General features: G+C 68.6%; 18 protein-coding genes and 1 tRNA gene. 9 read left to right on the top strand and 10 right to left on the bottom strand.

What is annotated here, in order from left to right; all coding sequences use genetic code 11:
• Positions 1–24 precede the first annotated feature (24 nt).
• The 5 genes from ACFVBH_RS04350 (at position 25) to ACFVBH_RS04330 (ending at position 4324) form a co-directional block, all read left to right on the top strand.
• Positions 25–387, top strand: coding sequence for an ACT domain-containing protein (locus ACFVBH_RS04350; RefSeq protein WP_354986407.1), 363 nt, complete (start codon positions 25–27; stop codon positions 385–387).
• A 277-nt stretch (positions 388–664) separates the two neighbouring features.
• Positions 665–1036, top strand: coding sequence for a BlaI/MecI/CopY family transcriptional regulator (locus ACFVBH_RS04345; protein WP_354986408.1), 372 nt, complete (start codon positions 665–667; stop codon positions 1034–1036).
• Between the two features lie 336 nt (positions 1037–1372).
• Entirely contained in the window at positions 1373–1780 is a 408-nt protein-coding gene (locus ACFVBH_RS04340) for a hypothetical protein (RefSeq protein ID WP_378999705.1), read from the top strand.
• A gap of 103 nt (positions 1781–1883) precedes the next feature.
• On the top strand, positions 1884–3014 hold the full coding sequence (locus ACFVBH_RS04335; protein ID WP_354986410.1) for a PLP-dependent cysteine synthase family protein: 1131 nt from the start codon (positions 1884–1886) through the stop codon (positions 3012–3014).
• Positions 3011–4324, top strand: a complete 1314-nt coding sequence (locus tag ACFVBH_RS04330; protein ID WP_378999702.1) for an MFS transporter — start codon at positions 3011–3013, stop codon at positions 4322–4324. Before ACFVBH_RS04335 ends, ACFVBH_RS04330 begins: the two co-directional genes overlap by 4 nt.
• Before the next feature lie 206 nt (positions 4325–4530).
• Here the strand turns inward: ACFVBH_RS04330 and ACFVBH_RS04325 are convergent, their stop codons facing one another.
• The 5 genes from ACFVBH_RS04325 to ACFVBH_RS04305 form a co-directional block, all read right to left on the bottom strand.
• The gene (locus ACFVBH_RS04325; protein WP_354986412.1) at positions 4531–5493 is read right to left on the bottom strand and encodes a M56 family metallopeptidase; all 963 of its coding nucleotides are present in this window, start codon (positions 5491–5493) and stop codon (positions 4531–4533) included.
• Between the two features lie 291 nt (positions 5494–5784).
• Entirely contained in the window at positions 5785–8001 is a 2217-nt protein-coding gene (locus tag ACFVBH_RS04320; RefSeq protein WP_378999700.1) for a thiamine pyrophosphate-dependent enzyme, read from the bottom strand.
• Positions 8002–8085: 84 nt separating this feature from the next.
• Positions 8086–8643 carry an exonuclease domain-containing protein gene (locus tag ACFVBH_RS04315; protein WP_378999698.1) on the bottom strand — a complete coding sequence of 186 codons (558 nt, stop codon included), beginning with the start codon at positions 8641–8643 and terminating at the stop codon, positions 8086–8088.
• A gap of 68 nt (positions 8644–8711) precedes the next feature.
• A complete protein-coding gene (locus ACFVBH_RS04310) occupies positions 8712–9500 on the bottom strand; it encodes an META domain-containing protein (RefSeq protein WP_378999696.1) in 789 nt (262 codons plus the stop codon).
• A gap of 19 nt (positions 9501–9519) precedes the next feature.
• Positions 9520–10917 carry a lipase family protein gene (locus ACFVBH_RS04305; RefSeq protein ID WP_378999694.1) on the bottom strand — a complete coding sequence of 466 codons (1398 nt, stop codon included), beginning with the start codon at positions 10915–10917 and terminating at the stop codon, positions 9520–9522.
• Between the two features lie 158 nt (positions 10918–11075).
• Between ACFVBH_RS04305 and ACFVBH_RS04300 the strand changes: the two genes are divergently transcribed.
• The 3 genes from ACFVBH_RS04300 (at position 11076) to ACFVBH_RS04290 (ending at position 13784) form a co-directional block, all read left to right on the top strand.
• Positions 11076–11714, top strand: a complete 639-nt coding sequence (locus ACFVBH_RS04300) for a TetR/AcrR family transcriptional regulator (protein ID WP_379001577.1) — start codon at positions 11076–11078, stop codon at positions 11712–11714.
• A 278-nt stretch (positions 11715–11992) separates the two neighbouring features.
• Positions 11993–13594 (top strand): MFS transporter, encoded by a 1602-nt coding sequence (locus ACFVBH_RS04295; protein WP_354986416.1) that lies wholly within the window; start codon positions 11993–11995, stop codon positions 13592–13594.
• A gap of 113 nt (positions 13595–13707) precedes the next feature.
• Positions 13708–13784 (top strand) — tRNA-His (locus ACFVBH_RS04290).
• A 31-nt stretch (positions 13785–13815) separates the two neighbouring features.
• On the opposite strand, the gene ACFVBH_RS04285 is transcribed toward ACFVBH_RS04290, so the two are convergent.
• The 3 genes from ACFVBH_RS04285 to ACFVBH_RS04275 all read right to left on the bottom strand — a co-directional run bounded on the left by ACFVBH_RS04285 (position 13816) and on the right by ACFVBH_RS04275 (position 15176).
• The gene (locus tag ACFVBH_RS04285; RefSeq protein WP_378999692.1) at positions 13816–14196 is read right to left on the bottom strand and encodes a hypothetical protein; all 381 of its coding nucleotides are present in this window, start codon (positions 14194–14196) and stop codon (positions 13816–13818) included.
• Positions 14197–14348: 152 nt separating this feature from the next.
• Complete coding sequence (locus ACFVBH_RS04280; RefSeq protein WP_378999690.1) at positions 14349–14675, bottom strand: hypothetical protein; 327 nt, start codon at positions 14673–14675, stop codon at positions 14349–14351.
• A gap of 147 nt (positions 14676–14822) precedes the next feature.
• Positions 14823–15176: a hypothetical protein gene (locus ACFVBH_RS04275; protein ID WP_378999688.1), complete on the bottom strand. Its 354-nt coding sequence runs from the start codon at positions 15174–15176 to the stop codon at positions 14823–14825.
• A 568-nt stretch (positions 15177–15744) separates the two neighbouring features.
• Here ACFVBH_RS04275 and ACFVBH_RS04270 point away from each other — a divergent pair.
• Entirely contained in the window at positions 15745–16131 is a 387-nt protein-coding gene (locus ACFVBH_RS04270; protein WP_378999686.1) for a hypothetical protein, read from the top strand.
• A gap of 129 nt (positions 16132–16260) precedes the next feature.
• Here ACFVBH_RS04270 and ACFVBH_RS04265 read toward each other — a convergent pair whose 3' ends face one another.
• Both ACFVBH_RS04265 and ACFVBH_RS04260 read right to left on the bottom strand, forming a co-directional pair.
• A complete protein-coding gene (locus tag ACFVBH_RS04265) occupies positions 16261–16812 on the bottom strand; it encodes a hypothetical protein (protein ID WP_378999684.1) in 552 nt (183 codons plus the stop codon).
• 710 nt (positions 16813–17522) lie between these two features.
• Positions 17523–19004 (bottom strand): DUF222 domain-containing protein, encoded by a 1482-nt coding sequence (locus ACFVBH_RS04260; RefSeq protein WP_378999682.1) that lies wholly within the window; start codon positions 19002–19004, stop codon positions 17523–17525.
• Positions 19005–19054: the final 50 nt, after the last annotated feature.

Raw genomic sequence — 19054 nt, 5'->3', positions numbered from 1 at the left:
CACTGCGGCGATTACGATGCCGCTATGGCCCGCACCCAGCGTTTGCGCATCGTCCCGTCGCAGTTCGTGGTGGAGCATCTGCCGAACTCGACGTTCCCCGAGGACGACGAGTGGATCGCGCTGGTGCGAGCGCCCGAGGGGCTCACGGTGATTCGCGAATCACCGGCGTGGGCCGACGCCGAGCGCTGGAAGGGCTTCTACAGCGACGGCGGGCACGCCATCGACACCCCGGGCATGCTGGCCTCGCTCATCGCCCCGCTCGCCGAATCGCAGATCCCGGTGTTCGTGGCCTCGACCTATCACGCCGATCTGGTGCTGGTACCCGAACAGCGGCTCACCGAGGCGTCGGAGGTGCTGCGCGCGGCCGGGCACCGCCTGCCCGACTGATCGCGGCCGGGCTCGTGCCCGGCGGGGCGCGCTGCCTCGGTGAACAGTGGTGTCGCCCGGGTGAACAGTAGTGTCGCCGAGTTGCGCGGCGGGCGGGTCGGGTGCACGATATTACGGTCTACGTACGTAGGACGTACTCGAACGGGTATGTCCGAGGTACCTGGGCAAGTGCTCGAGTGCGTGCCGGCGCACCCCTACGATCAGGAACTACGCAACTGGCCAGTTGGCTGGCACACGGTGCGCGTCCGGCGCGCCGTGAGGTGAGGAGACATGAGAAGTGGGAGCGCGAGGCTTCGGTGAGCTGGAAGCGGTCGTGATCGAACGGATCTGGGACCGCGCCGAGAAGACGACCGTGCGCGAGGTGTTCGACGGGCTCGCCGCCGAACGCGACATCGCCTACACCACGGTCATGTCCACCATGGACAATCTGCATCGCAAGGGCTGGCTCGAACGCGAGCGGGTCGGCAAGGCGTATCACTACTGGCCCACGCTGACCCGTGAGGAGTACAGTGCGCGGCTCATGCGCGAGGCCCTCGGTAGCGGCGGCCGTTCGGAATTGGTGCTCGCGCATTTCGTCGAGCAGATGAGCGCGGAGGAATCGGAAGGGCTGCGCACCGCGCTGCGCAAACTGGCCCGCAAGCGCGACTGATCGCGCGCGCCCCGGCTGCGCGGGGCCGAAGTCGTACGCCGGGAAGCTGTACCCGTACATCGGATCGAAGCCGCGCCCGTACATCGGGCCGAAGACATGCCCGTACATCGCCTGTTGACGGCCCGGGCGCGGGCGACGGCCGTGCCTGTCATCGCGCCTCCCGTCGTGCTGTCTCCCGTTCGAGTGTGATCGAGGACTCGCTCACACGGTTCGAACTAAGTACGTACGGAGATAGTAGATTGTTTCGGAGGGATGTCAATCAGGTTGCCCGCATGCACCTGATGCGACTGAAAAGACCGCTGGTCCAATCGTATTCGTGACGGGAAGGGAGTGCCGGTGGCTGCTGTGCCGCGGATTCGGCGCAACCTGCTCGGGCTCGGCTCCCTCGTGGTCGCGATGCTGTTCGCGGCCGGGGTCCTCGCCGACTGCCTGCTGTTGCGCCCGCATGGGCACGCCCACGAACCGGTCGCCGTCGCGGCGGTCGCGCCCGGCGCGACGCCCGGGGTGGCCGGCGCGACCGCCGATCATTGCCCGCCCGCGCAGTGGCACTGCGAGAAGGCCACCCTGCCCGGCACGGTGGCCACGTCGCCCTCGGTCACCGCGGCCGCGCTGCCCGCGGCGGCGATCGTGCTGCCGGTCGTGCTGCTCGCGCTCCCGGGCGGGTCCCGCGGCCCGCCCCGGACCCCGCTCGCCACCGTCAGCGGCCGAATGCTGTTGACGCGCTTGTGTATCGCCCGACGCTGATCGGTCAGCGCCAGGCCGGTGTGTGCTCCCCGCCGGCCGGTGTCCGCTGCCCGCACACGTCATCGCCGTCCCCGGGACGGTTCCGATACCGAAAGCGACAGTCATGGACAAGCTTCTGCACGGCCCGTCCGCCCGTCTCGGCGGCACGGCCGAGGATTTCGTGCTCGCCGCGCCGCACGCGGCCCGTCAACCCCGCGCCCTGGTCGGCAACACGCCCCTGCTGTGGGTGGGCGAACCCCTCGCGCCCACCGGCCGGGGATTCTGGGCCAAGCTCGAAGGCTGCAATCCCGGCGGCATGAAGGACCGCCCCGCGCTGCACATGGTGCGCCGCGCCGTGGAGCGGGGCGACCTCGCCCCCGGTGCGCGCATCGTCGAATCGAGCAGCGGAACACTGGGTTTGGGCTTGGCCCTGGCCGGGCTGGTCTACCACCACCCGGTGACCGTGGTGACCGATCCGGGCCTCGAACCGATGGTGGCGCGCATGCTCACCGCCTACGGCGCACGGGTCGACCTGGTGACCAGCCCGCACCCCACCGGCGGCTGGCAGCAGGCCCGCCGCGACCGCGTCGCCGAACTGCTCGCCGCCGAACCCGATGCCTGGTGCCCCGACCAGTACAGCAACCCCGACAACGTGGACGGCTACGAATCCCTGGCGCTCGAACTCCTCGAACAGCTCGGTGGGGTGGACACGCTGGTGTGCGCGGTCGGCACCGGCGGCCACTCGGCCGGTGTTGCCCGCGTACTGCGCCGCCACAACCCGGCCCTGCGCCTGATCGGCGTGGACACCGTCGCCTCCACGATCTTCGGCCAGGACGCCGGCCCCCGCCTCATGCGCGGCCTCGGCTCGAGCATCTACCCGCGCAACGTCGACTACGCCGCCTTTTCCGAAATCCATTGGGTGGCACCGGCCGAAGCCGTCTGGGCCTGCCGCACCCTGGCCGCCACCCACCACGCCAGCGGCGGCTGGAGCGTCGGCGCGGTCGCCCTGGTCGCGGGCTGGGCCGCGCGCACCCACGCCCCAGGCGCCCGCATAGCGGCGGTCTTCCCAGACGGCCCCCACCGCTACTTCGACACGGTCTACAACGACGCCTACTGCCGCGAACACGGGCTGCTCGATGCCCCGCCGCCCACGACCCCGGCGCGCATCGCGCACCCCGCCGAACGCCGGGTGACCTCCTGGACCCGCTGCACGACGGTCATCGACCCCGGCGCCGGTGCGGGGGATCGGCGATGAGCGTCCTGACCAAGTTCCGGGGGTTCGACACCGCGGCGCAGCTGCTCATGGTCAACCAGTTCGGGATCAACCTCGGCTTCTACATGCTCATGCCCTACCTGGCCGGATATCTCGCCGGGCCACTGGGTTTGGCGGCGTGGGCGGTGGGGCTGGTGCTCGGGGTGCGGAACTTCTCGCAGCAGGGGATGTTCCTGGTCGGGGGCACGCTCGCCGACCGGCTGGGGTACAAGCCGCTCATCGTGGCCGGATGTCTGCTGCGCACCGGCGGATTCGTGCTGCTGGCCTTCGCGTCCTCCCTGCCCGCATTGCTCATCGCCTCGGCGGCAACGGGATTCGCCGGTGCGCTGTTCAATCCCGCGGTGCGGGCCTACCTCGCGGCCGAGGCGGGGGAGCGGCGCGTCGAGGCGTTCGCGGTGTTCAACGTCTTCTATCAGGCCGGTATCCTGGCCGGTCCGCTCGTCGGACTGGCGCTGCTGTCGGTGGACTTCCGGGTGGTGGCGACGGCGGCCGCGGCGGTCTTCGCGCTGCTGACGGTGGCCCAGCTGTTCGCGCTGCCCGCCCGCCGGGGTGCGGAGCCGTCGGGTGCTTCGGTGCTGGCGGATTGGCGGACGGTCGTGGCCAATCGCCCGTTCGTCCTGTTCGCGCTCGCCATGATCGGCTCGTACGTGCTGTCGTTCCAGGTGTATCTGGCGCTGCCGCTGCAAGCCGAGTTCATCGCGGGCGCGAACGCGCAGACGGTCACCTCGGCGGTGTTCGTCATCTCCGGGGTGGTGGCCGTGGCCGGGCAGTTGCGCATCACCGGCTGGCTGCGCTCGCGCTGGGGTTCGGGCCGCAGCCTGGTCGCCGGTATGGCCGTGCTGGCGGTCTCGTTCCTGCCGCTGACGATCGTGCCGACGGCGACGCCGTTCGGCGCGGGCGCGGCGATCACGGTGCTGCTGATCACCGCCGCACTGCTGGCGGTCGGGACGGCGGCCGTCTTCCCCTTCGAGATGGATACCGTGGTCGCCCTGTCCGGCAACCGTCTGGTCGCCACCCACTACGGGTTCTACAACACCGTCGTCGGAGTGGGCATCCTCGTCGGAAACCTCGCCACCGGTGCGGTATTCGGCGCGGCGCGGGACGCCGGTGCGACGTGGGCGCTGTGGGCCGGCCTCGCGGTCATCGGCGCGCTCGCGGCTCTCGCGCTGTATCTGCTCGACCGGCGCGCGCCCGCCGTCGCGGACGATCCGATCACCGACCGTTTCCCCGTGGTGGCCGACCCCGACACGGTTCGGCTCCCGGTGTTCACCGGCGGCCCGCGAACTCGATGAGACGTGCCGGTCTTGTGCCCGCGATGATCACCTCGTAGGGGGCGGGCGGCGGGGCCCGCCGGCGCCGATCGGTCGCGTCCGCGGCGACGGCGGGTGCCGTCCCGTCTCCCGGATCGGCTGCCCGAAGCATTCGCGTCGCGTCGCCGGGTACGGGCACGAACCGCGCGGCCCCCGATATCGCTGCGGCGGTATCGGATTCGGGCGCGTCAGTTCAGCGGGTCGCAGATGGTCAGCCCGACGATGGCCGTCAGCACCGCGGCCAGCGGGACCAGCGTCGCCGTACCCGCCGCCGCGGCCAGCGCGAGCCGCTCGCGGAACCGCGCTGCCGGGGCGGCCGGCGCTGCCAGTCGCTCCACCCGGCTCGCCAGCCCGACCTCGGCGGCCCCGAGCGCCCCGGCGGGACCGGTGGCGATCCCGGACAGCGTCAGCAGCGCCTGCAATACCGTGCCCCGTCCGTGAACACGCGCCGAGGCGTCGTCGGCGATCATCTCGAGCAGTCGCGCCACTTCGTGCTCACCGAGGACGAACAGCGTGATCCGCGGCATCGCCGTGGACAGCCCGCGGGTCAGCGCGAGGATCAGATGATGGCGCCCGGCCAGATGCGCGCGCTCGTGGGTGAGCACCGCGTCCAGGTGCCGGTCGTCCAGGGCGCTGAGTACGCCGCGGCTCACCACCACCGTATGTGGTTTGCCCGCAACGCAATACGCGGCGGGCTCGTCCACCGGCAGCACCACCGCGTCGAGTTCTGGGTGATGCCGCCCGGCCAGCCGGGCCATGCGCGCGTGCTCGAAGGTCAGCCGCCGCGCCCGCAGCAGTGATGTGCCCACCCGGGTGGCCAGCACCCCGGCCGCGAGCGCCGATATCCCCGCCAGCAGGAGCAGGCCCGCCTGCACCGGTGCGCCGTATTCGCCGAGCGCGGCGTCGTGCAGATGCACCATGCACGTATCCATGAATCGCTGCGGCACGGTGGTGATGCGGTGCGTGGCCAGATCGAGCACCAGCATGAACAGCGCCACCGCCCAGGCCAGCACCGTGGACCCCAGTGCGGCCAGCCAGGCCGCCAGCGCCACGCGCGGGGTCGCGCCCCCATGTCCGGCCCGGCACAGCAGCCGCGGCGCGAGCACCGCGACGGCGAATCCGTAGAGCAGTAGACATGCCGCGACCGTCAATGCTTCCCCTGCCGTAGAGCCCGCCCCATTGCGTTCCTCCTCGAGATCGGCCCGAGTGTACGTAGCGATCCTGAGTGGATCCTTACCGCTTCCGGCGGCTTGCGATTCGGGGCCATTGTCCGGTAATACTATCTACGTACGTAGAACGTAGATAGCTTGTGTCGTCCCCTCAACGGCACAGGGGCGCCGACCGGACCGGCGTCGCCGACGAGCGGCCGGGGTGTAACCCTCCATCAGGCTCCGCCCGCTCGTCGCACACCCCTTTCGTCCCGGCACTGTCCCGGCGGTCGCTCAGCGCGCCGCGAGCAGCGCGTTCGCCGCCGCCTCGATCCGGGCCTCGTCCAGCAACACCGTCCCGGCCGCCGGCCCCAGCGGAACGAAGCTGTCCTCACTGGTGACCCGGGCCACGCGCCCGTCGAACCCGGCGTCGACCAGGGCCGCGCACACCGCCTCGGAGACACCGCCGCTGCGCCGGGTCTCGTCGGCGATGAGCACCCGCCCGGTGGCGCGGGCGCAATCGAGCAGATCCTCGATCGGCAGCGGCGCGAGCCAGCGCAGATCCAGCACCCGGGCGTGAATGCCGCGCTCGGCGAGCCGGCGCGCCACCCGCAGGCTCATGGGCACCCCGTTGGCGAAGCTCACGATGGTGAGATGGGTGCCGCTGCCGTGCACCCGACCCTGCCCGATCTCGGCGTGCCGAACGCCGGAAACCGGTGCGAGCCAGCCGTTGTCGCCGTCGCGATACAGATCGCGCGTGTGATAGAGCGCGATGGGCTCGAGGAACACGCACACCCGCCCGTCCACCCGCGCCGCCGACACGCACGTGCGCAGCATGGCCGCCGCGTCGTCCCCGCGCGCCGGCGAGGCGATCACGACCCCCGGGATATCCCGCAGCGCCGCAAGGGAATTGTCGTTGTGGAAGTGCCCGCCGAACCCCTTCTGGTACGCGTAGCCCGCGATCCGGATGACCAGCGGATTGCGATAGCTGCCCGCGGAGAAGAACGACAGCGTGGCCGCCTCGCCCCGCACCTGATCCTCGGCGTTGTGCACGTAGGCCAGGTACTGGATCTCCGGAATCGGCACGAACCCCGCCAGTCCCGCGCCCAGCGCCGTGCCCAGCACGCTCTGTTCGTCCAGCAGCGTGTCGAACACCCGGCGCACCCCGAAGCTCTGCTGCAACCCCTTGGTGACGCCGTAGACCCCGCCCTTGCGGCCGACGTCCTCGCCGAACACCAGTACGTCCGGATCGCGCGCGAGCAATTGCGCGAGTGTGTGATTGACCGACTGCGCCAGGGTCATCGCATCCCCGGCGTCGGCGCCCGGGCGGGTTCCGGCGCGTTCGGGTTCGGGCCCCGAGCGCAGCACGTCGGTGCGGACCACGGTGGGCCGGGCCGGGGCCAGCGGCGCCATCACCGCGGCGGCCGTGGTGAGTTTGCTTTCGCCCCAAGCCTTCTCGGCGGCCGCCCGGACACGGTCTCCGATATCGGTGTAGCGGCACAGGATTTCCCCCGCGGTCGCCACTCCCGCGCCGACGAGCAGGCGCGCGGTCGCGGTCACCGGATCGCCCCGCAGATCGGTGGCGATGTCGGCGGGACGGCGATAGGCCGATTCCACGTCCGAGCCCGCGTGCCCGAGCAGCCGCACGGTCCGCAGCCGCAGGAACGCGGGTTTGCGTTGCGCCCGAACCCAGTCCGCCGCCTCGCGCGCCACCGAAAGGGCAGCGGGCAGATCCGCGCCGTCGGCCTCGAAATAGCGCAGTCCGGGCCGGGACCCGTAGGCGTGCTCGATCCACTGGCGCGGGGTGGGCACGCTGATGCCCAATCCGTTGTCCTCACAGACGAACAGCACGGGCATGGGCACGCCCTGGTGCGCGGTGTGTACGGCGGTGTTGATCGCCCCCGCCGCGGTGGAGTGATTGGCCGAGGCGTCCCCGAAACTGCACACCACCACCGAGTCCTCCGGCCATTCGCACGGCACCCCGAGTCGCGCGGCGTGCTCGATGCTGAAGGCGAGGCCGGCCGCGCGCGGCAGATGCGAGGCGATGGTGGAGGTCTGCGGAATCACGTGCGCGGCCTTGCTGCCGAAAACCTTGTGCCGCCCACCGGAAATCGGATCCCCGACCGCCGCGGTCACCCCGAGCAGGACGTCCCGGATGGGATCCAGGCCCGGCACCTGCCGGGCGCGGTGCACGAAGAAGGCGGCCGAACGGTAGTGCAGCAGAGCCGGATCGGTGACGCGCAGCGCGGCGGCCACCGCCACGTTGCCCTCGTGGCCGGAGGATCCGATGCTGTAGTAGCCCTGCCCGTCGCGGGTGAGCTGCCGGGCGGCGAGATCGAGATGCCGCGCGGTGGCCTGGGCGTCGAACAGGTCCAGATACTGCGCGCCGGTGAGCGGATCATCCGGGGCGAACGGGTCCTGTTGCGGGCGTGCGACACCGGCTCTGGTGGCCGCCACTTCGGCTCGGAACCACGCATCGAGTTCGGCTTCCCGCTCGTTGATGTTCCCCACCTCCCGTATGTCCCAAATGTCACCAAAGTCGGGCCTCAGAGTAAATGTGGAACGCCGATCTCCACCGCAACCGAGACCTCTCGGCTAGTCGGCGGGCCACCCACTCTGTTCCATCATGTCGGCGATGAGGGCCGCGATGTTCCACGCGTCGTCATCGCCCCGGTGATGGGTGCCGATCAGGGGGAGTCCGGCCGCGCCCAGGGCCTCGGCCATGCCGAAGCGCTTGCGGGTGCGGCGGGAGGCGGAGAAGGCGGCCTTGGCGTTGGTGTGCCTGCTGCCGAAGGGATATCGCACCCCGCTCGCCGCGCACTGCCGCTCGAACTGTTTGCGGTCGTAATCGCCCCAGCTCGCCCACGGGCGGGAGTCGGCGTGAAACTCGGTGCGCAGCAGTGCGCACGCCTCGGCGAAGGTGATGCCGGTGGCGACCTGCTCGGGGGTCAGGGTGGTCAGCGTCGTGCAGAACTCGCTGACGACCGAACGTTCGGGCCGCACCAGGATGCTGTGCTTGGCCACGCGCTCACGGGTGTGGGTGTCGAGCACGCAGAGACCGATCTCGATGATCTCGTTCGGCATGCCGGGCGGATTCTGTCCTTCCCAGCAGGTGGCCTCCACGTCGACCACGTTCAGATAGCGATTGTCCATAGCGGCGGACGGTACCCGCCGTTTCCCGCCCGGCGACAATGGTTTTCGATCGCCGGGCGGGTGCGGGACTACTCCGCGCGAAACTTCAGGCCGGTCCCGTTCGCGGTGTTGCGCAGGGTCAGGGTGTCGGAATCGATGGTGGACGTGGTCTTTCCGTTCAGCGCCTCGAGCACCTGCTGCTCGACCTCCATGATCGCCGCGTCGCACATCATCTTGGTGGTGCCGATGCCGTCGAAGGTGACCTCGTTGCCCGCGACCTCGGCTTTGCCGACCATGCGGTTGCAGCCCGCGCTGCCCGAGACCGCGCCGTCGGGGGCGATGGTCAGGGTCGGTCGCGCCTCGTCCAGGGCGACCGAGCGCACCTCGGCCTCTGGGCGCAGCAGCGCGGTGACCACCCAGGTCGTCCCGGCGAGCGGCTTGTCGGGCTGGGCGACCTTGCGGTCCTGCATCCGCACGGTGAGACCGTTGCCGGACAGGGTCAGGTCCGGGCCTTCTAGCTTCCACTCCGGGCTCGCCCGCAGCAGCCCGTCCATCCACTCGTCCGCGCCGGCGGTGTCGCCGGGGCAGCCCATGAGGGTGGAGGCCAGCTCGCCGACCTTCAGGGTGCCGCCGTCCAGGGTCACCGGACCGGAGGCGGTGTTGCAGCCCGCGGTCGCGGTGATCCGGTTGTCGGTGAACGTCAGGGTCAGCGGGCCGCCGCCGGGGATGGGCGTGCCCGTGACCGCGGTGGAGACGTACGCCTTGCCCATGGGGGATTCGGTGGGCGGTGTGTCGTCCCCGGAATCCGAGGAACATCCGGCGAGCACGGCCACGGACGCGGCGAGCAGCACGCCACACCATCTGTGAGTTGCTGACATGTAGCCGATCGTACGGTGATCAGACCGGCATACCGAGTGCCGACGCGAGCGTCTGCCCGATGACGTCCACGAAGGCGGCGATGGCTCCCGGATCGGCGAACGAGGTCAGCACGTCGCGGTTGCTGCAGCCCGCCGGCAACTCGACGCCGTTGAGCCGCTGGTCCAGCCACAGCACTGCGCTCGCGGTGCCCGAGACGGCGGCGATGCCGTGCTCGCTGAGCAGATCCCGGGTGTAGGCGACGCGGGCCTCGGGATCCCGGCAGTAGGTGTCGTAGAGATTGTTGACCGCGTTGATCGGCATCGCCTCGTCCAGTGGCGCCTGATAGATGTAGACCGGCGTGCGCGGGGTGCCGCGATGGCCCAGGCTCAGCTCGTCCAGGACGGGCTGCATCTCGGGGGAGCGCATGGGATCGCCGGGGTAGTCGAACAGGCCCTTGATGTTCACGAACGGAAAGCCCGCGAATTGCAGTGCCACGCACTGGTTCTCGTGCATCAGGCGCAGGCCCTTGCCGAGCGGATTCATATACCGGTCGATGAATTGGTTCACCTGCGGGTATTCGCGGGCCACCCCGAACAGGCCGCCCAGCACCGCACCGCCGAAGGTCGACGTGCCGTTGTTGTAGTCGATGGCCATGCGGATGTCCGCCATCAACCCGCCGGTCGCCGAACCCGTCAGATTCAGCTCCGGCGCGTATTCGGGCTGGAGTTCGGCGGCGTGCGCCGTGGGGATGGCGCCGCCCGAATACCCCCACAGCGCGACCCGGGTGTCGGCGCCCGGCAAGCCGGCGGGCTCGAAGTTCTCCGCGGCGCGAATGCCGTCCAGGGTGATGCGCCCGCCCAGCGGTCCGACCGCGTATGCGGCGTTCGGACCCTGATGGTCGGGCACCACGACCGCGTGCCCGCGCTGCAGCATGGCCTGGACCTCGATGAACTCCGCGCCGATGACCGGGTTCAGGGGATTGGGCAGCGAGCCCATTTGCAAGGCATACGAGGGTGCGCAGTTCTGCGACAGCGAATCCTCGGCCATCTGGAAGGACAGCAGCGCGCGCTGCCCGGTGGGCGACGGGCGATGCGGGACGATCACGGTCGACACCGCGGCGATGGGCTCGCCCCGGGTGTTCGTGCTGCGGAACGAGAGCTGCCAGGCGTTCACGTTGAGCGGAATGAGCCAGAAATTGGCGAGATTCACCTGCCGGGCCGCCAGGATCTCCCCGGGCTGCGCGGCCGCGACCCGCGCCGGATCCGGAGCGTAGAAGGCCGGATCCAGGTACGGCGGTGCGGGCGGCAGGGGGAACGGCATCGCCGGCTCCACCGAAACCGGTTGTGCCCCGGCGGTATCGGTCACCATCGGGCACAGGGCCAGCGTCACCCCGGCCGCCATGGCCAGGGCGGTCCCCGCGCGTCTTCCCACTGCCATCTGTAACTCCTCCACCCCGCACACCGCGGCGAGCCCGCACTCCCCAGATAGAGAGTGACTGTTTTCTAAGTAGTGTCTCAGACGATAAGGTGTCCGGGTGGAATGTGTCAACGGTCACCCGGGGCCGCCGCTTCGCCCGGTGGGCCCGGCACGGCAGGATGTGCGGCGTGAGTGAAGTTTCGCGTCCGCGCCGCACCCAGCACGAGCGCCGAACGGCCACCGTGGGCAAACTGGTCGACGCCACCATCGCGGCCATCGGCGAGGTCGGCTATCAGCGAGCGACCGTGCAGGAGATCTGCGGGCGCGCCGGACTCTCCGCCGGGGCGATGTTCCGGCAGTTCGACACTCGGCTCGACTTGATCGTGAAGACCGCCGAGGAGGCGTTCGGGCGCCAGCTCGACGGATTCCGGGCCGTCATGGCGCACCTAGACGCGCAGGAGAACGCGCTGGCCGCGGCACTTCGCTTCCTGCGCCAGGCCCAGGGGTCGCATCTGAGTCACGCACTGCGCGAGATCTACCTGGCAGCCCGCTCGGACACCGAACTGCGCGACCGCATCGCGCCCATCGCGGACCGGTACTACGCCGATATCGTGGCGGCGCTCAACGAGAGCCATGTGCTGGACGCGTTCCCCGAGGAACTGCGCGAATCACTCTTCTTCGCGATGCTGCACCTGTTCTCCGGCGAAGCCGTCGTGCGCTGCGTCTACCCGCGGCCCGACCTGGACGTGTCGGTGCTGGCCCTGGTCGAGGACATGCTCGCGGTGTACGCCGCGCGGGGAGTTCCGCCGGAGTCGTGATGCCGGCACGACCGCCGCGCGATGACTGCGCACCGGCGCGGGTGTTTCGCTGTCTTCCAGCGGGCTTGCCGCTCGTCCCGGTCGGTTGACGGTCGCGTTATCGATTCCGGTGGTGTTCGCGGATCTGGTTGCCGGCCGCCCGGTCCGGCTCGACGACAACACGCCGGGGATGGGGGCGAGGCCGGGTCGCCGGGCGGCCCATTGCGATCACCCTGATTTGCGAGGTTAGGCCGGGTCTATCGGCAGTGTGGCGCCGGCGCGGGCCTAGGCTTACCCCGGTGACTGCGCTAGCGACGGCTTCCCCTCCCTCCGCTTGGGCGCCTTTGGCGTCGAAGGTGTACCGGGCGCTGTGGATCGCGCAATTGGTGTCCAACCTCGGCACCTGGATGCAGACCGTCGGCGCGCAGTGGCTGCTGGTCGACGAACCCAACGCGGCGATGCTGGTGTCGCTGGTGCAGACCGCGACGACGCTGCCGGTGGTGCTGCTCGTCATTCCGGCGGGGGTGCTCGCGGATCTGGTGGATCGGCGGCGGCTGCTGATCGGGGCCCAGTCGGCCATGGCGTTGACCGCGCTGACGCTGGCCGCCTGCACCGGTTTGGGATTGACCACCCCGGGGGTGCTGCTGGGTCTGCTCTTCCTGCTGGGCTGCGGGCAGGCGCTGACCATGCCGACCTGGCAGTCGATTCAGCCGGAACTCGTACCGCGCGAACAGATTCCGGCGGCGGCCGCGCTGAACGGGTTGAGCGTCAACGGCGCTCGCGCGGTGGGACCGGCGATCGCGGGCGTGCTGATCTCGCTGGCCGGGCCGACCTTCGTGTTCGGCTTCAACGCGGTGTCGTTCATCGGCATCGTGGTGGTGCTGGTCCTGTGGCGCCGGCCCGAGCGGGCGGCGACGCTGCCGAGTGAGCGACCGCTGGCGGCATTGCGAGCGGGTATGCGGTTCGTGCGATCGGGACCGGCGATTCGGCGAGTGCTGTTGCGCGCCATCCTGTTCATCGTTCCGGCCAGCGCGATCTGGGCGCTGCTGCCGGTGGTCGCGCACAATCGGCTCGGGCTCGAATCCTCGGGGTACGGGCTGTTGCTCGGAGCGCTGGGAGTGGGCGCGGTGTCGGGCGGGCTCGGATTCGCCGCACTGCGCAGCCGATTGAGCGCGACCCGCATGGTGACCCTGGCCGCGGTGTTGTTCGGGGCCGCGACGCTGGTGGTCACGCTCGCGGATCGAGTGCCGCTGGTCCTGCCCGCGCTGGTGGTGGCGGGCGTGGGCTGGCCGCTGGCGCTGTCGACGCTGAATTCGACCATGCTGCTGATGCTTCCGGCGTGGGTGCGGGCGCGCGGAATGGCGGTCTACTCGCTGACCTTCATGGGCGGGCAGGCGCTGGGATCACTGCTGTGGGGCGCGGTGGCCAACGCGCTGGGCGTGGTCCCCGCGCTCGGAATCGCCGCCGGTCTGCTTGCGGTGTGCGCGCTGAGCGCGCTGTGGTGGCCGATCAGCCAGGACGCCACCGGTTTCGACCTGACCCCCAAGGTGATCTGGCCCGAACCGGTGCTGGATTCGGAGCCGGACCCGGCCGAGGGGCCCGTGCTGGTGATGCGCAGCTACACCGTGCCGGAGGAAGTGGTGACCGAATTCGTGGCCGCCATGACCCGGGTGGGCCGCTCCCGCCAGCGCACCGGCGCGCGCGAGTGGCGGCTGTATCGCGATGTGGCGGAAGCGGATCGGTACGTGGAGGCATTCGTCGTCCGATCCTGGGCGGAGCACATGCACCAGCACCAGTTGCGCCTGACGGTGCAGGATCAGCGCAACGAACAGGTCGTCGCCCAGTACACGGTCGGCGAGGACAAGATCACCCATCTGATCGCCGTCGGCCCGCCGGTGTGAGTGCGGATTCCGCGTTAATTCGGTTGCGATGGGCCGGCGCCCCTGCGAGTGTTGTTGCACCGCAGGTCCTCCTGACCAGCGGATACGCGGGGTTACCCGCACCGTGGGGCGTGGTGGTCGAAGCCGAAGTGGTCGAGGCACCAGGTTGTGATCCTGGAGAAAGCGGGTTCGAGTCCCGTCGGTCACCCCACCGGCGAATGCCGCGGTGGCGCGGCCGCTGATCAGTCCGGCGTCATTTGCAGGCACCACACCTGCAGGAGCAAGCCGACCGCGGGCCAGATGAACAGCGGCACCTTGCGAGCAGCGGGCCGCCCGCGCACGTCGAGCGCATCGCTCACGTAGTCGACCGCCGCGATCGTCACCAGCGTGAGCAGCGGAATCCAGAAGCCGCTGAAGGCAACCGGATTCAGCCAGACACTGCCCGCACCCGCCGTGTCACACGCCGTGGATTCATCGCGGCAGGCCGCGCTCGAGCTCACGTCCCCGAACAGGTAACTCCCGATGAACCACAGCGCACTGAAGACACACACGACGGTGACGGCCACGCCGAGCAGCGAGGTCGCCACGATATCCACGATCGGCCGCCGCCCGATCTCCTCCACCCCCACTGCCTCTGACTCGGTGGCTTCGCCCCCCGCCGGGTGATTGCCGTCCATCGCCCCCCGATCCGGACTCGACTAGCGGCAATGGTAGCCACCGCCGAGCGGTGCGACCGCACTTTCGAAGGCCGACAATCGGATTGCTGGTACCCCGATCACGACCGGATGTACCAGATGCTCCCAACCTGAACGAGCAGCGCCAATAGCGGCCACAGATACAGCGGCACCTCCTTCAACACAGGACGCCGTGAGATCACCGAAACAACGGTGCCGGCAAGGGCGAGCACCGGCGCGACGACGACACTTCCGAGCAGCAGATTCGACAGGATGTCGACCTCCCGCTGCAACTCCGCACACGCATCCGCCTGCCCGGTGCACGACGGCGAGGACACGGCCCCACTGAATCCCAGAGTCAACGTCAGATAGAACGCGTTGATGATGACCCCGACCACCAACCCGCCCCACCACAGCAGGGTAGCCACGATTTCTCCCGCGGCTCGCGGCTCATACGCAGGCTCTCGAACCCCGCCGAACCTCGCAGGCTCCGGCGGCACAGCTTCGCCCTGATCACTCATCTCCCCGTCCCCCTCCGACTCCGATCCATCGTAATCAGGCCCACCCAACCCTGCTCACGCCCACGCTCGCCCCAAACACCACAGCTGCAGAACCAATGCCAGCAGCGGCCACGGAAACAGCGGCACGCCCTTGCCTTTCCACCCACGCCGCGCCAATAGCCGCCCCGCGCACGCGGCAGCGATCCCGACGACAGCGCCGCCGAGAGGAATCCAAATCCCGCCGGCCAGATACAGTTCCGCGTCCTCCGCCGCGCTCCGCCGAGCCTCGTCGACAGCCGCTGCAAGCTTCTCACCCGGCGACGAAATCGACGCCGCTACCGAACTGACCGCCAGCGATACCAAGCTCGACACCGCACACAACACCACGGCCGTCCCCAATACCCACGAGGCCACGATGTCGGTAACCACCCCCATTCGCCGCGTGCTCGCCCCCACCGGCCCCGCCCCCCGAATCGCTCACTATCCCCCCCGGACCGTGCTCTGCCGCCATGGTAGCCCCGTGTGGAAACGTGCTCCGGGCCGAAGCTGTTGGCGAAGAGCGTCGTTGAGCAAGGTGCGACGTTGGTCCAGCGTGGGCAGTGCCGTTCTGGAGTGTGGCGTGAAGAGGTGGTCGGACGACGAGGTGGATGGCGTCGAATGGTCTTGCACCAGACCACGATCTACACGGCGACGTGGTCGGTCCTCAGTGCCCGGCTCGCCGAGGTGCGCCGCCAACGCCTCGGAGCGACGTAACGATAGAACCACAATCGAATTCTCGGCGAGGCTTGGCCGGCGGGCTCGGGAAATCGCATGGCGGGCATCCTGATCTGCGGAAACCGTTGTGGTGGAGGGGCGGCCGTCGGTCGTGTACCGACCATCAAATCGGTTGATGGGGTGGTGGGGTGGGGGCTATTGGTGGATGGTGTGCCCACTTGTACCGCAAGAGCTTTCGGGGGTCTGTGGGTAGGGGCGAGAACGATCCAGGGGGAATACAGCTATGAAGAAATCATTGATCGGGCTCGGTGTGGTTGCGATCGTGGCCACCGGCGTGCTCGCGGCGTGTTCGTCGGACGCCGACGTCGCTTCGGAGAACATCTCCAAGAAGTCGGACAACTTCGAGATCAACCGGCGAATCGTCTTCTACAACGGCATCACCGACAAGTACATGCTGTTGATCGAAGGGTTCTGCTCGATCGACCCGCAGGACCGGAAGATCACCGTCACCTGCAAGGTGGGGGCCGACGACTACAAGAAGCATTACCTGGGGCTCAGCGACAACGTGACCTATGTGGTCGAGCAGCTGGAAGCGGCCAACGTGTCGTCGGACCACTACATCGTCAACTTCAAGCCGGAAGCCATCCTGCCGAACGTGGAGAAGCGGTGACGCCTGCCTGAGGGCAGGCCCGATAGGCGCGGGCATCGCGAGTCCGCGGGAACGACACCGGCGGCACCGCAGACGCTATGAGCTGCGCGAGCGGTGCCGGCGGCTCAGCCTCCTGATTGTGCCGCGCTATCAGTGGAAGAGAGCGTCGATGACCATGACCTCGCCCGCGCCACCACTGCCGCCGCCCACCGAACCGGCATTGGCGATCTGGCGAGTACCGAGGACCAACTGTTGCCCCGCGCCGGGACCGCTCAGCACGCCGAAAGTGCTGATCGCATTCTGGCCCACGGGGGATGTGACCCAGTTGCCGGAGAGCACGCTGACCGAGCCGTCCGACCAGGCGATAGTGCCATTGGCGGGGTTGCCGCCTGCGCCGGTGCCGGAATTACTGCCGGTGACGACGTTGAACGGGTAGCGGACATTGAGCATGCCGCCGCTGATGCCGGGCAACCCGCAGTCGGTGAGCCCGCCGGTGACATTGGTGTCCATGCCGACGCTGCCGCCGCCCGGGACATTGGTTGTCGTCAGTTGGCCGCCGTAACAGCCGCCGACCACTATGTCAGCGTTTGCGGTGGTAGCCAGGCCGGTCAGAGCCGGAATAGCAAACGTCGCGCCTATCAGAATCGAAGCTGAGCGCTGGAATCGCATTTCTGTACCTTTCGCCGTGACACGCCATGGCATCTCGAATCCAGTACGAATGACAGATTCCATGGTATGCCGGGAGATCGGCGAAAGAGTCGGGGAATGTGGGTGTATCTCGAAATGTGTGTTTCAGCGGGGGAACTGCAGTGATGTAATTCGTGTGAGGGGTTTCTGGGTATGCGTGGCTGAGTCTCGGGGGTACCGGAGCGTTGGGTGCACGGTTGCGTTCGAGGACGACTGGATAACGAGATACCAGCGTTGCGCGGTGGGGAACTCGGCTGCGGTTGGGTGACCTACCGGAGGCAAAGCAGCCTGGATAACGGAATACCAGCGTGGACCGGTTGAGAGCCTCGACGGCGGTACCAGCCCTCCCGGGCCGATAAACGTGATCCACCACTCGTGGGGGTAAGAGCCAGCCTCGAATCGATTACCGCTCACCACAATCACCCTCGGAGGCAGTACCAGCATTCAGAGATGACGGATCTTTGTCTGTAGATCTCGAGAAGGTTCCCACGGCCATCCAGCCAGGCTGGGAGGGCGAACAGGCTCCCACTGGGGAGCCAAAGTCGGGTACGGCAGGCAAGGTAACCAGCACTGCCTCGTTGTTCTTGCTTGTCCTCCCGAACCTGCCGGAAGACGCACGGTGCGTGCGGGTCTCGGCTACGTCGGCCACTGGAGTGAACACCGATCCCGCTCTCAGCTCTTGGGGTGTGGCTTTGGGCTTGGGGTTTCGGCTGCACGGCAGTGCTTTAGCAGAGTCGCCGCGCTGGAATACCCGGCACACCCGAAGGACTCGGCACACGCGGGTGATGACGGAAATTCACCCGAGGTCTACGAGCGGGATCGATATGCGGTGGTGGTATCCATCCGGTTTTGCCCGGATGCTCCGAATCGGGCGGCATGACGATCGTTTTCCAGCCGTTCGGGCCGGAATTGATCTGTGCGTGGCAGGCATCGCACGCGAAGGTCAGGTTCTCGATGTCGGTTTCGCCGCCATCGGCCCATTCCTTGATGTGGTGGACTGCGGAGCGGGTGGCGAGGGCGTCGCATCCGGGGCGGGTGCAGCCGCGTTCGACCGCGGTGAGTGCGAGGCGCTGTTCTGCCGAGGCGAGGCGTTGCCCGCGTGAGAGGTGCAGTGGGCGGCCGTTGGCGTCCATGATCACCAGGTACGGGGTGGACCGCGCGGCCAGTGTGATCGCTTCGGTGATCGAGAGGGTGCCACCGGTGTTCGTGGTAGCGAGCCCGGTGCGCTGCTCCAGGTCGGTCAACCGCATGGTGACGACAGTCGAGACCGGCAGCCCCCGGTGATACCCGAGCTTGGTGGGTCCCATGTCCGGGTGCAGGAACCGCAGCAGCGCATCGTGATTGCGTTGCGCTTCGGAGCGGTGATCACGCTTGGCAGCAGCCCGCAGCACCGCACGCGCGGTGACGGCGGCAGCATCGGCGTCACTGTCGTCGGTTTCGGTTTCGGTGTCGATCCCGAGTTGTGCGGTGGTGTGCGGGCTCTCGGGATCATCGGGGTTGCACATGCCGGGTCGGGCGAATTTGGCGAACATGGGCAGGAACACCGCACCCAACTCCGGGGTGAGCAACCCCGAGATCGGGAACATCCCATCCGCGCGCTGGCGCCCGATGCAGATGCCGCGCATCCGCTGACGGTCCTTGTCGGCGGTCAACACCCCATCGGGGTCGGTGTATGCCAGGACCCGGACCCCGAGTTGGGTCACGCCTTTGGGGTCGCCGGTGCGCGCGTAGTCGGTCAGGGAGCGTTCGGCGAGTTCCTTGAGTTTCGGTTCCACGCTGGCGGGGATCCGATCGAGGACCTTCACGATCGCCTGCACGTGCTCGGCGGAGATCTCTCCCGCGCGCTGAGCGGCAGCAATGTGGGGAAACACGGGCGGCCGCTGGAGACTGCCTTCGGACACCGTGGAGAGCCGGTCCGCGTTCCGCACCCGAGCAGCCGCATCGAAATGGGAAATACGCAGGGTCTGTTGCAGGAACACGATCGGGCTCTTGATCCCGGCCTGCGCGGGCAATCCCCGTGCCGCGCATTCGAGAGCGAAGCGCTGCTTCACCGCTTCGAGTTTGCGGTAGTCCTCTTCCAGCTTCTGCATCATCGCGATGACCTGGTCATCGGATGAGGAAAACAGGGGTGATTCGAGCAGACCCTCCACCGCGACGCCATGTCCTTCAACATGGTCCGCGATGCTGGATTCCCCTCCCGAATTCATACCCCTATTCTACTCCTCGATAGCCACTTGCAATAGCCCAATTCCATTGT

It is taken from the genome of Nocardia sp. NPDC057668, assembly GCF_042799795.1.
In the GTDB taxonomy this organism is placed as follows: Bacteria; Actinomycetota; Actinomycetes; order Mycobacteriales; family Mycobacteriaceae; genus Nocardia.
This window is presented reverse-complemented; position numbering and strand designations above follow the sequence as displayed.

Bases quoted from the DNA above. Each gene is read 5' to 3' on its own strand.
- ACFVBH_RS04305 (WP_378999694.1), bottom strand. From the start codon at position 10,917: ATGGCAGTGGGAAGACGCGCGGGGACCGCCCTGGCCATGGCGGCCGGG.
- ACFVBH_RS04310 (WP_378999696.1), bottom strand. From the start codon at position 9,500: ATGTCAGCAACTCACAGATGGTGTGGCGTGCTGCTCGCCGCGTCCGTG.
- ACFVBH_RS04300 (WP_379001577.1), top strand. From the start codon at position 11,076: ATGTGCGGCGTGAGTGAAGTTTCGCGTCCGCGCCGCACCCAGCACGAG.
- ACFVBH_RS04330 (WP_378999702.1), top strand. From the start codon at position 3,011: ATGAGCGTCCTGACCAAGTTCCGGGGGTTCGACACCGCGGCGCAGCTG.
- ACFVBH_RS04260 (WP_378999682.1), bottom strand. From the start codon at position 19,004: ATGAATTCGGGAGGGGAATCCAGCATCGCGGACCATGTTGAAGGACAT.
- ACFVBH_RS04335 (WP_354986410.1), top strand. From the start codon at position 1,884: ATGGACAAGCTTCTGCACGGCCCGTCCGCCCGTCTCGGCGGCACGGCC.
- ACFVBH_RS04315 (WP_378999698.1), bottom strand. From the start codon at position 8,643: ATGGACAATCGCTATCTGAACGTGGTCGACGTGGAGGCCACCTGCTGG.
- ACFVBH_RS04350 (WP_354986407.1), top strand. From the start codon at position 25: ATGGCCCGCACCCAGCGTTTGCGCATCGTCCCGTCGCAGTTCGTGGTG.
- ACFVBH_RS04270 (WP_378999686.1), top strand. From the start codon at position 15,745: ATGAAGAAATCATTGATCGGGCTCGGTGTGGTTGCGATCGTGGCCACC.
- ACFVBH_RS04265 (WP_378999684.1), bottom strand. From the start codon at position 16,812: ATGCCATGGCGTGTCACGGCGAAAGGTACAGAAATGCGATTCCAGCGC.